Annotated in this window: 11 protein-coding genes; 6 read left to right on the forward strand and 5 right to left on the reverse strand. The window is 71.2% G+C overall.

The window, feature by feature from the left end:
• Positions 1-984 precede the first annotated feature (984 nt).
• Positions 985-1,341, reverse strand: a complete 357-nt coding sequence (locus tag POL72_RS10970) for a hypothetical protein (protein ID WP_272095046.1) — start codon at positions 1,339-1,341, stop codon at positions 985-987.
• A 368-nt stretch (positions 1,342-1,709) separates the two neighbouring features.
• Between POL72_RS10970 and POL72_RS10975 the strand changes: the two genes are divergently transcribed.
• From POL72_RS10975 to POL72_RS10990, 4 genes are all read left to right on the forward strand, one after another.
• Positions 1,710-2,024 (forward strand): hypothetical protein, encoded by a 315-nt coding sequence (locus POL72_RS10975; protein WP_272095048.1) that lies wholly within the window; start codon positions 1,710-1,712, stop codon positions 2,022-2,024.
• Between the two features lie 173 nt (positions 2,025-2,197).
• Positions 2,198-4,636, forward strand: coding sequence for a hypothetical protein (locus POL72_RS10980; protein WP_272095049.1), 2,439 nt, complete (start codon positions 2,198-2,200; stop codon positions 4,634-4,636).
• A 517-nt stretch (positions 4,637-5,153) separates the two neighbouring features.
• Positions 5,154-5,306: a hypothetical protein gene (locus tag POL72_RS10985; protein WP_272095050.1), complete on the forward strand. Its 153-nt coding sequence runs from the start codon at positions 5,154-5,156 to the stop codon at positions 5,304-5,306.
• A 364-nt stretch (positions 5,307-5,670) separates the two neighbouring features.
• Positions 5,671-7,008: a hypothetical protein gene (locus POL72_RS10990; protein WP_272095051.1), complete on the forward strand. Its 1,338-nt coding sequence runs from the start codon at positions 5,671-5,673 to the stop codon at positions 7,006-7,008.
• Between the two features lie 160 nt (positions 7,009-7,168).
• On the opposite strand, the gene POL72_RS10995 is transcribed toward POL72_RS10990, so the two are convergent.
• From POL72_RS10995 to POL72_RS11005, 3 genes are read right to left on the reverse strand one after another with little or no spacing between them, the layout of a single operon-like run.
• Positions 7,169-8,113 (reverse strand): aldo/keto reductase, encoded by a 945-nt coding sequence (locus POL72_RS10995; RefSeq protein WP_272095052.1) that lies wholly within the window; start codon positions 8,111-8,113, stop codon positions 7,169-7,171.
• Between the two features lie 46 nt (positions 8,114-8,159).
• Positions 8,160-8,297, reverse strand: coding sequence for a hypothetical protein (locus POL72_RS11000; RefSeq protein WP_272095053.1), 138 nt, complete (start codon positions 8,295-8,297; stop codon positions 8,160-8,162).
• Complete coding sequence (locus tag POL72_RS11005) at positions 8,294-9,208, reverse strand: LysR family transcriptional regulator (protein ID WP_272095055.1); 915 nt, start codon at positions 9,206-9,208, stop codon at positions 8,294-8,296. The genes POL72_RS11000 and POL72_RS11005 overlap by 4 nt, the downstream gene beginning before the upstream one ends.
• Positions 9,209-9,296: 88 nt before the next feature.
• Here POL72_RS11005 and POL72_RS11010 point away from each other — a divergent pair, with 88 nt between their 5' ends.
• On the forward strand, positions 9,297-10,388 hold the full coding sequence (locus POL72_RS11010) for a peroxiredoxin-like family protein (RefSeq protein ID WP_272095056.1): 1,092 nt from the start codon (positions 9,297-9,299) through the stop codon (positions 10,386-10,388).
• Between the two features lie 36 nt (positions 10,389-10,424).
• Here POL72_RS11010 and POL72_RS11015 read toward each other — a convergent pair whose 3' ends face one another.
• Positions 10,425-10,766, reverse strand: coding sequence for a YciI family protein (locus POL72_RS11015; RefSeq protein WP_272095057.1), 342 nt, complete (start codon positions 10,764-10,766; stop codon positions 10,425-10,427).
• Between the two features lie 141 nt (positions 10,767-10,907).
• Between POL72_RS11015 and POL72_RS11020 the strand changes: the two genes are divergently transcribed.
• On the forward strand, positions 10,908-11,675 hold the full coding sequence (locus tag POL72_RS11020; RefSeq protein WP_272095058.1) for a helix-turn-helix domain-containing protein: 768 nt from the start codon (positions 10,908-10,910) through the stop codon (positions 11,673-11,675).
• The last annotated feature ends 35 nt before the right edge of the window (positions 11,676-11,710 follow it).

Consider the following 11,710-nt stretch of genomic DNA (forward strand, 5'->3'; position numbering starts at 1 on the left):
TGGGCACGCTCCTCTGGCGGGCACATCCGGGAATGTCCGCTCGACCACGCGCGCGCCGTTACCAGGCTGACGAAGAGCAAGGGGTGCCGATACACGCGCGAGAGCCGCTCGTGTCATGCTGTACCTCCATCTGAGTTGGGTTCGCGAGCAACCGTGACTGACGCTGCCGGAAGGAGCACGAAACGGTAATTCTGCGTCGCCGGTAACTCGCCGCGACTTACCCGGAGACCCGCCTGGGAAAAACACCCTGTGGAATCGCGGGGTTGGGTCTTCTGGAAAGCGCCGCTGAGGGGCCGAAACCGGGGGTTGCGAAGGGCTCGATTTGGTAATTTCGCGCGCGCCGTCGGCGCCGCGCCCGGAGGCGACACAGACGGGGCGCCAAGGTAGGCACGTCGCGCAGAACGCGACCAGCGCCCGCGCGCGTCGAGCCGCGCCGCCAGCAGCAGGAGTTCACCGTGACGCGTTCGTGGCGCTCGCCGCTCGCATAGGACGCGTGGCACCCCCAGTACGGAAGCTCCTTAGCCGGTCGCCCCGCCGCACGCGCTCGGAGGTCGTCGTCTCGCCCTCATCGCCGGTCGGGGTAGCCGCGCTAATGATCGACGTCCCGATCGCGTCCGGTCGCGCATCTTCCGTACCTGTCCGGTGACCTGCATGCTGCCTTGGAGCCTCTGCGCTGCGTAGAAACCCTCGCCGGGGCGGTCGTGCGCGTGCCACCGACGTTCGATGAGGATACGCTGGCGCGCGTCGTTCGCGCACTCGGAGGTGTGCGATGATCCCGGGCCGCGTCTCGATCTACGTCGCCACCGAGCCGCTCGACTTGCGCCGCCCGCCTCGGGATCTCTCCGCTGCCTGCCTCCGCGGCGCGCTTTTTACTGCGTGGTGGAGACGTATGGAGTCCTCCGCAACGAGGAGTTGATAGACGCGCTTGCGACGATTCGCGTGCTCCTTGAGCCGCCGATGACTCCATGGGGCATCGCTGCTCATTCAGCAGGGGATCATGCGGCATTGCCACAAGGCGGTTCCCGTCTCCGGATTCAGCGCGCACGTGCAGCGCACGGGGTTGCAGCCGGGCTCCTTGGGGCACTCGATGCCGACGTGCTCCGGACACGCCGTGCCGTCCAGCATGAGCAGCTCCTCGCTGTCCGTAGGGCACACGAGGGGCTGACACGCGGCCGGCGTCGTGCAGGACCACGCGCCGCCCTGGCAATGACAGACCGGCCCGCAGTCCGAGTACCCGCCGCAGGTCATCCCCTCCGTGTCGCAGCACGCGCCGTCCGGCGGCGGCACCGTAGGCCCACGGAGCTCGAGCGGCTGGAAGGTCACGGCGTCGAGGCAACCCACGGCGCTGCCACTGCACGTACAGGTGGCCCCGGGCGCCACACAGTGAGCCGTCGTCGCGCACATATCGCCGGAATCGCTCCATGGCGTACACGCGCCGCCCGCGCTGCCGGAACCACCCGCCGCGCCCGCGCCGCCCGACCCGCCGGCGCCGCTGGAGCTAGCCGTCATGCCCGCGCCGCTGGAACCGCCCGCCGCGCCCGCGCCGTCGGAGCCGCCCGCCGCGTCAGCGCCGCTGGAGGCGCCGCTTGTCATTTCATCGCTGAGATTCGAGGATCCGCAGGCCGCTGAAACACTCAACGCAAGGAGGAGGAGCCAGGAGCGCATCCCCCTAGCATAGCAAGCGCGGGCTCGTCGGGTGGGGGACCAAGGTGACCAACCGGTCTATCTACGACATCCATGTTCCGCTCGACCGCGAGGCGCTGGCCGAGGCGCACCGCCAGGCGGGCTTCAACGTGCTGTGGAGCGACTACATGCTCCCGGTCGACGCGAGCCTCTTTGGCGTCGGCTGCATCGAGCCGCCTTGGCTCCGGTTGCCGGTGCTTGGCGCGGCCTCCGCGGTCACCGGGCTCGTCTGGGCGCTCGACGCGCGCGGGCTGGCTCCGCGCCCTAATCTCGCCACGTCTCCGTACCTCTTCTGTGTCGCGAGAGGCCCTGAGCCGCCATGCTGGCCAGTTCGACGCTGAAGAGCCCGTCGGGCCGTTGACACGACGGAAGGAGTCGTGGGAGCCTCGGGGCTCGCCGCGCGTTGCGGCGAGCAGTCCAGATGGCCCCTCCTCTAGGAGGCTTCATGAACAGGCGTTCGTTCGTTGTGCGCCGCGAACCGGCCAGTAGCCTACATTGCGCGCGATCTGGCTCCGTGTCCTCGCTGTTTGCGTCGGGTAACCACCGTGCGTCGATTGCCCTGCTCTGCGGCACGGCAGCGCTGCTCGCGGCCTGCGCCGGGACAGACCCCGGGGGCGATGCGGCCGGCGGCGACAGCGCGGCCAGCGGCAGCGGGGCAGTCGGAGGAGGCGATGCTGTCGGCGGGGGCGGTGCTGTCGGCGGGGGCGGTGCTGTCGGCGGGGGCGGTGCGGCCGGCGGGGGCGACGCAGCCGACCCGTGCCATGACCCGAGCGCTCACACCGTGTCCTCCGAGCTCGATCTCAGCCTACCCGCCTATGGACCGCGGCCGGACGACGAGCTCACGCCCGCGCTGGGCTCGGACGGGACCAACTACCTGCTCGTCTGGGTCGACAGCCCCTCCGGGGACGACGGCGTGCGCGACCTCCTCGCCGCGCGCGTCGCGCCCGACGGCGCCGTGATCGACACCGAGCCCCTGGTCGTCGGCGCCGGCCCCGGCGACGAGGGCGTGCCGGCCGTCACCTTCGACGGGACCAACTACGTCGTCGTCTGGGCCGACGACACCGGGTTCTACGGGCCTCCGAACGCGCTGAGCGACATCCGCGCCGCCCGGATCAGCCCCGACGGCGTGGTGCTCGATCCGGGCGGGGTCGTCGTCAGCAGCGCCGAGCAGCCGGACTCCTGGCCGATCGCGGTCTCGATCGGCGCGACCACCGTGGTCGCCTGGGCCGCGGAGGGCGACGGCATCCGCTTCGCCCGCCTCTCGCTCTCCGGCGAGGTCCTCGACCCGGGCGGCGTTCCGGTCGGCTCCGGGCCGGTGAACGGCCGCCCGGCGCTCGCGACCGACGGCGAGGGCGCGCTCATCGCTTGGGAAGACGGCGACGTCCGCGCCGCGCGGGTGACCACCGGCGGCGCGGTGCTCGACCCCGGCGGCGTCCCGGTCGCGACCGGCGGCGGATGGCAGCCCGTCGCGGCCTTCGACGGCGAGCGGTACTGGATCGTTTGGAACGGCGACGCCGTGCGCGCCGCGCGCGTGACCACCGACGGCGCGGTGCTCGACCCCGAGGGCATCTCCGTCCACGAGGGCCCGACCGCGGAGCTCGACAACGTGGTGGCTGCCTTCGACGGCGAGGACCTCCTCGTCCTCTGGACGACGCCGCACCCGATCGAGCGCGCCAACGCCGTCGACGTCCGCGCCACCCGGGTGAGCCGCGCGGGGGACGTGCTGGATCCCGACGGCGCGCTCGTGGCGTCCGGCTCGCCCACGTACCATGAGGTCGCGCTCGCGGCCGGCCCCGGGGGCGCCTTCGCGGCCTGGATGCAGGGCGGCCTCTCGGCGCCCTGGGACGTCTTCGGGGTGGCGCTGCACGGCGCCACGCCGGGCGCGCTCCCGGCGCCGGTCGCCGTGGCTCCGGCCGATCAGAGCGCGCCGACCGTGGCCTTCGATGGGCGGAGCTACGTCGCCGCCTGGTCGGACAGCCGCACGGTCACGCGCAGCATCCGCGCGAGCCGCGTCAGCCCTTCGGGGGCTCTGCTCGATCCCGCGGGCATCCTCATCGCCGACACGCCCTGGAGCGACGTGCAGCCGCTCGCCGCCTTCGACGGCCAGAACACGGTCATCGTGTGGGAGGCCTTCGACTGCTGCGGCGCCACCGCGCTCCACGCGGCCAGGCTGAGCCCGGAGGGCGTCCTCCTCGACGCCGCCCCGATCGCGCTGCCGCTCCGCACGAACCTCGACTTCGAGGTCGACATGGCCCTCGCGTCGGACGGGCACGGCGTGCTCGTCGCGGTGGTCGACGAGCTCGGCGAGATCGAGCTCGTGCGCGTGGATCAGGCGGGGGACGCGGAGCTCTTGCCCGCGTCCCCCGCGGGGATCACCGGGAGGCGGGTCGCGCTCGGCTGGAGCGGCGCGAGCTATCTCGTCACCTGGGCGGCCCTGGACGAGGAGGGCGCGCTGCGCGGGGCGCGGGTGAGCCAGTCCGGAGAGTGGCTCGACGCGGCGGGATTCCGCATCTCAGGCGAGGGCGCGGTCGTGGCCCCTGCGGCCCTCGCGCCGCGCGGCGCGGGGAGCCTGGTCGTCTGGGAGGCGATGGACGCCGACGGCGTGGGCCTGTACCGCGCCGAGGTCGGCGCGGACGGGACCGTGAGCCCGCCCGGCGGGGCGCTGCTCGCGGCGGTCGCCGGGGCGGCGGCAGGGGAGCCGTCCGTGGCCTCGAGCGGCGCGCGCGCCGTGGCGGTGTGGCAGGACGACGGCGGGGCGGATCTGGACGTGCGCGGCGCGGAGCTTCCGAGCGGGGGCGCGGCGTCGGAGGTGTTTGCGGTCTCGGCCGAGCCGGGCCGGGAGGCGTCGCCGCGCGTGAGCACGTGCGGCCCGTCGAGCGCGTTCGTGACCTACACCCGGTCCACGTCGGCACGCACCTCCGACGTGCGCGGGCGGCTTTTCGGCCAGCGCTGAGCGGCTCGCCGCCGAAGTTGGTGCGCCGGAGCTGCGGACAATCCTGAAGATCGGCCCGCCCATCGCCGCCGCAGACCACGTTCTCTCTATGCCCGCACTCCAGCGGGACCCTGGCGCAGACGCCCATCGCCTCGCCGAGCCCACACCCGTGGTCGCGTGTGGGGGGCGAGGCGACGTTCGCCGTGAGCAAGGGGCCGGGGTGGCGGCCGTCGGCAAGCCCGCGTCGGCCTGACCGCCGGCGGTAGCCGAGATGGGCAGCGCGATCGAGGTGCTCGCCGCCGACCCCGATATGCCCGCCGCCTGCTCGGTCAGGCACCAGCCCATGTCCCGATATGCCCGCCGCCTGCTCGGCCAGGCACCGGCCCATGTCCCGATATGCCCGCCGCCTGCTCGGCCAGGCACCGGCCCATGTCCCGATATGCCCGCCGCCTGCTCGGCCAGGCACCGGCCCATGTCCCGATATGCCCGCCGCCTGCTCGGCCGGGTGGTGTCCTCGTTTGAGGATTCTTGTCCTAGTTTGACCCCGGGCTTCGCATTGCGGGCGACTCGTGATGGGGTCCTGACGGCGATCCACTGCACCGAGCAGAAGGCGCGCCTCGAGGAGGCGATCGTCCTGCGGTACGCCGGGGAGATCGGCGGCAGCTCGCGGAGCGGGGGTTATGTAGCCTGATTTTTGCCGTCTGGACGGTCGTGTCTGAGCCCAGGTCGCGGTGATGCGACGACGGCATTGCAATTGCGAACGGATTCGCATATCGGTGCACTATGGGAGACCATGTGCGCCTAGCGCTCTGGCGCTGCCGAGGTATTGGGCGATCGCGGGGGGTATCCAGACGACCGTGGGCTCTCAAGGGACCAAGTCTTCTTGGGAAGGGACAAGAATCATGAACCACCGAGCTCGATATACCCTCTCGGCGCTGATCGCGGCTGCCTCGATGAGCGTCGGAGGCCCAGCCTCTGCCGACGTGACCATCTGGGGAAATGTATCGCCTCAGAATCCAACGGACCCATGGGACCTCGGACTGGACCCGCTCCGCGTGGCATCCGGCGTGGTCGAGGTGACCGATGGCGGGACGTTGATCAGCCCCGGCGCAACCGTGCGGGGTAACCACGATCCCGGCATCGTCCTGGTCGACGGGTATGGCTCGACCTGGATCAACAACGGATCCATCGAGGTCGGCGACGATCTCGAGAGCCGGATCGTCATCCGTCACGGCGCCGAGGCGATCACCGATGATCTCGTGGTGGGCATCGGAGGCGACACGAAATCTGGCCGCGCGCTCGTCGAGGGGTATGACGCCACCTTGACGAGCAGGACGACGACCTACATCGGCACGCAGGGGCATGGAACCCTAGAGCTCAGGCAAGGAGCGAGCTTCTTCTCACACGACGTCTACTTCGGCGGCATCATCGGCCGCAGCTGCGGGACCTGCACCGGCGAAGCCATCATTACGGGCACCGCGACGAGGTGGGTGAGCACGGGAGCGTTCGTCCTGGGCATGAGGAGCCGCGGCCTGCTGGACATTCGGAGCGGCCAGCTCTCCACCGTGAACGCGCGCATCGGCGGCGATGGCTTCATGAACAGCCGCGCGAGCGTCAGCGGCTGGGGCGGCACCTGGACCAACCAGGGGCTCCTTCAGGTGGGATCGAACTACGGATATGGCACGCTCACCGTCGGCGCTTATGGGACCCTGACCACAGAAGATACCGAGATCCGCTCGGAGCTCGGAGGTGGCTTCGTCAAGGTGAACGACGTCTATGCGTCATGGCTGAACAGCGGCGGTGTTTCAATCTTCGCCTCTCTGTCGCAGTCTCCGTCGCTCCTGATCGACAAGGGCGCCTCCGTGACGATCGGCGGCCTCCTCCGGACAGCGCTGTTGTTCGGCGGCTATCCCTATCTGGGGCCCTCCGTGCGGCTCGCGAAGGGCGACCTCGTCGCAGGCGCGATCGACGTCGATGCGGGCGACTTCGACTTCGCCGGCGGGCGCCTCGAGACCGGCAGCTTCCTGGGCGATCTCTCCAACACGCAGGCCGGCGAGCTCTCCGTCGGAGAGGTCTACCCTTCGACCGGCATCGCCGGCACCTACAGCCAGGGGCCGGGCGCCGCCCTCCGCCTCACGGTCGCAGGCTCGAGCTCCTCGCCGCTCCTCCAGGTGGATGGGGACGTCAACCTCGACGGGGCGCTGGAGGTCCTGCCGGCCGCCGGGTCTGTGTCGTTCCAGGCCGGGGACACCATCGTTCTGCTCGGCTGGAGCGGTGACCTCACCGGGACGTTCACCTCCGTGAACATCGCCTTGCCGCTCGCCCCAGGGCTCGCCTGGGACACTTCCGCGCTGTACACGACCGGCGAGATCACCGTCGTAACCGCAACCTGAGCGCCGCTGGCTTTCGAAGCAGAGGCGCCTCTCCGCGATGTACCTCCCCGACGGGGAGACCTGGATCTCGGCGCAGGTGTTCTCCCGGCTGCTCACGCCCTCCGGCAGCGTCGAGACGGTCGCCACGGCGGAGAGAGACCGAGGTTGGTGACGAAGGCGTTCACCAGGGCAGCGGATCGTCCTTCAGCTCGCGCTGCCAGAGCGCGCGAATGGCATCGACGGTCTCGGGGGCAAGCCGCGCGTTTGCAGCGGCGAAGTTGTCGAGGGCCTGCTCGACGGACTTCGCGCCGGGGATGACGGTGGATACCTGCGGCTGGGCCAGGATGTACTGGAGCGCGGCGTGCGTCATCGAGGTGCCCGGGGGCAACAGGGCCGCGAGCCGCTCGACGAGCGCGGTGCGGCGGGCGAGGACCTCGGGTGACCAGCGGCGGCGCACGTCGGTGAACTCGGCGTCGCGGCGATACCTTCCGGACAGCCAGCCCGAGTCGAGCGGCACCTTCGCGATCAGCCCGACTCCCCTCTCTTTCGCCGCCGGGAACGCGCCGCCGGGCTCTTGGTGAAAAACGTTGTACAGGACTTCGAGCGCCTTGCTTCGGGTGGTCTCGACGACCGTCTCCGCGTCGACTCGCCAGTCCAGGGATACGCCATAGACCCTGAGCTTTCCTTCCGTCTTGAGCTTCTCCAGCTCCGCGTACTGGGACGAGCACCGGCCATCCATGAGCTCCCGGGGTGGGCTGTGGAGCAACAGGATGTCGACGTAGTCGGTCTGCAGGCGGCGCAGGCTCCCTTCGAGCGAAGGCCGGATGGCGCTGGTATCGAAGTTGGTGCTCCCTTCGGGGCTGCGACCGAACTTGGTGCAGATGACCACCTTCTGGCGGACGTGCTTCAGCGCCTGCCCCAGCAGCTCCTCGCTGAGCCCACGGCCGTGGGCGGCGTACGCGGGAGCGGTGTCGAAGAAGGTGCACCCGGCATCGAGCGATCGGTCGATGATGCGTAAGGCAGCCGCGCGATCATGGATGCCCCAGTCCGGGTTGGCGAGCTGCCAAGCGCCGAGGCCGATTTCACTTACCGATATGCCCGTATCGCCGAGGGGACGGCTGTTCATGGTCGGTCCTTTCTCGACAAGAGGCTAGCCGGCTTGTTGAATCGATTCAATATCCGACATCGAGGAACCGAAGCAACCGTCTGATATCGTTCAGTAACGACGGGATGCCTGGGGCCACCTCGATGAGCCGGCCGGAATGGTCGGTGTCGCGGTAGATGACGCGCGGCTCGCTCTGCTCGATCATCGCGTAGAGCGCCGCTTCGCCGCGCCGTCGGGCGCGAGGGCGCGCCGGAGGTGCTCGGTGAAAGCGCGCACCTTCGGCAGGACGTGGCGGGTCGGGAGCGATACGACCGAGATCGCGACCGCATCGCACGCGGTGTCCGGAAGCACTTCGACGAGCTTCCGCGCCTTGCCCGCGCGCGCCAGCATGAAGTCGCAGAGCCACGCGAGGCCGGCGCCCTCGATCGCCAGCTCGATCAGCGCCTCGCCGTCGTCGACGACGATGCGCCGCGTGGGCGCGATCTCGCGCACCTTCACGCCGTCGCGGAGGCGCCACGGGATGAGCCGGCCGTGCGCCGCGTACCCGAGGCGCACGTGGCGCTCGAGGTCGTCGACCGTGCGAGGCCGGCCGTGCTTGCGCAGGTAGCCGGGCGCGCCGCAGACGAGCATCCGAGAGCGGCCGACCGGGCGTGCGATCAGACCCGAGTCCGGCAGCGTGCCCAGCCGGACCGCGACGTCGATCCGCTCCGACGCGAGATCGGCCGGGTCGTCGCGCAGCACGAGCTCGACGTCGACGTCCGGGTAGCGCTCGGCGAAGCGCGCGAGCACCGGCACGAGCACGTGACGGCCGACCACCGTCGGCGCCTCCACGCGGAGGAGCCCGGCCGGTCGATCGCGCAGACCCGAGGTGGCGCGCTGCGCGTCGTCGAGCTCGCGCAGCGCGGCGCGGGCGCGCTCGAAGAACGCGCGCCCTTCGTCGGAGAGCGTCACCGCGCGCGTGGTGCGGTGGAAGAGCCGCACGCCGACCTCGCCCTCGAGCTGCGTGATGCGGCGGCTGACCGCGGACGGCGTGACGCGCAGCCGGCGCGCGGCGAGCGTGAAGCTCCCGAGCTCCGCGGCCTCGACGAACGCTTCGATCGCTGCGAGCCGGTCCATGTCGCACCTCGATTGATGCGTATCATGCACGAAAGTTGTTCGCCTTCGGCGATGGTTTGCGCTGCGCGCACGAGCCACGGTGCTCTGCATGAGCACCGTGAACGTCGGCGCCACCTCTCCCAGCCCGCGCGCCCGGGCGGTCATCCTCGGAGCGATCACGACGCTCGTCGCGACCGCGATCCACCACGTCTACGGCGGCGTTCGGTACGCGACGCCGTGGCGCCTCCACGGCGCCGCCGTCGCGCTCGCGCTCTGCGTCCCCATCGCGCTGGCGTACGCGGGGTACCGGCGGAGCCCGGGCACGCGCGCCGGCCGCATCTCCGGGGGCTCGCTCGCGGCGCTCGCCCTCGCGTTCCCGGTGACGTCGATCGGGCTCTTCGAGGGCGCATACAACCACCTCGCGAAGAACGTCCTCTTCTTCGCGGGCGCGCCTCGCGACCTGCTCCTCCGGATGTTCCCGCCGCCCACCTACGAGCTCCCCAGCGATGCCTTCTTCGAGATCACCGGCGTCGGGCAGATCGTCCCCGCGGCGATCACCGCAATCGCGGCCCTCGGCCTGATCGGCGACCTGCGCCGCCGTGTCACGAGGCTCGCGACCGGAGCCGTGCTCGGCGCGCGCGAGCTCGTGGGCGTCCACGGCGAGCGGATCCGCATCCCCGATCCCACGCGGATCGTGCACCTCCAGCTTCGTCGCTTCGCGGGCTGTCCGGTGTGCAACCTCCACCTCCGCTCGATCACCGTCCGTCACGACGAGATCGAAGCGGCCGGGATCCGCGAGGTGGTCGTGTTCCACTCGAGCGCCGACGAGCTCCGGCTCCACGCCGACGGGCTCCCCTTCGCTGTGGTGCCCGATCCCGAGAAGCGGTTGTACGCGGAGCTCGGCGCCGAGCCGTCGCTCCTGTCGGTGTTCGATCCGCGCGTGTGGCCCACCATCGTCCACTCGGTGGCGCGGAGCGCGATCGCGATCCTGCGCGGGCGCGAGCGGCCGCCCGCGCTGATCCCGACCGGCGGTCGCTTCGGGCTCCCAGCCGACTTCCTCGTCGCGCCCGACGGCCGCGTGCTCGCGAGCAAGTACGGCGAGCACGCGGGCGATCAGTGGTCGGTCGACGAGATCCTCGCGCTGACGCGTGCGCCTGCGGTGTCGAGCGTGCGCGCGGCCGCCGAGGTGTGCGCGCGGTGATGGAGCACCTCCCGGTGGCTCCGGTGACGAGGACACTCACGGCGGCGGCGGCCGAGGCGCGGTCGGCCTGACGGGACGCACCTCGATCTCCGAGCCGAAGGCCAGGTTCGGGTAACTCTTCGCTATCGCGACGGCGCGGTCGAGGTCGGCCGCGTCGACCACGAGCACCGCGGCGATCGCGCGGTCGGGCGGGATTGGGCTGACGCCGGCGTCCGAGACGACCGTTCCGGCGCCCGCGTCCTCGAGCGGGCACGCCAGGCGGAGCGTGCCCTCCTCGTGGCGCGCGAGCACCCAATCGCGCGCGGTTGCGTTGCGCTTCGGCAGCTCGGCCGCGCTCGTGGAGCGTGTGGGACGAAAGATCAAGACGAACTCGGGCATGGTGCCTTCCTTGGTAGAGTGAGGTTCGCGAGGCGCTCGGGTCTCGACGCGCTCACATTGGCAAGCCCGGTCCTGCCCGAATTGTACGAATTCATCGATCTGCTCGGCGGGCGCTCCCCCATCCGGTACGATCCATGGGTAATGAAGCTCGTCGCACCCAGCGCCGCGCTCGCGCCGTTCGTGCGCGCGTTCATGCTCGTGGAGGTCGACGAGGAGACGACGCACCTGCGTCTGCCCGAGCTGGGGCTCGTGCTCGGCGTGCGCGATCGCGGCGCCGCGAGCGTGCTTGACGGCGAAAGCGCCTCGCGCTTGCCGGACGCGATGCTCTCCGGGATGACGAGCACGGCGCGGCTCATGCGCACCAGCGCGCGCGGCCGAATCACGCTCGCGCTGTTTCGGCCTGGCGGGGCCGCGGCGTTCTTCCCGCAGCCGCTCCACGAGCTCTTCGGACAGACGTCGACGCTCCTCGACCTCGTCCCGCGCGCAGACGTCGAGCGCCTGAGCACGCGCATCGCGGAGGCGAGCGACGACGCCACGAGGGTCGCAGCCCTGGAATCGATGCTGCTCGAACGGTGCCAGACCGCGGTCCTCGATCCCGTCGTCGCTGCGGCCGTGCGCGCGCTCGAGGAGGCGCGGGGCGCGGTGCGCATCGGCGCCCTCGCGCGGCACCTCGGCATCAGCCAGGACCCCCTGGAGAAGCGGTTCAGGCGCGCCGTGGGCGCGACGCCGAAGCAGCTCGCGTCGCTGCTGCGCCTGCGCCACGCCCTGGAGGCTTGGAGGCCCGGCTCGAGCCTCGCCGAGCTCGCGCAGCAGGCCGGCTACTTCGATCAATCGCACTTCACTCGCGAGCTGCGCGCCGTCACCGGCCAGCCCCCCGGGCGCTTCCTGCGTTCCAGTGCGCGACGCTGAGCGCTCGCCAAGCCCGTCTCCGCTTCGATCCCGCG

The organism is Sorangium aterium (assembly GCF_028368935.1).
GTDB classification, from domain to species: domain Bacteria; phylum Myxococcota_A; class Polyangia; order Polyangiales; family Polyangiaceae; genus Sorangium; species Sorangium atrum.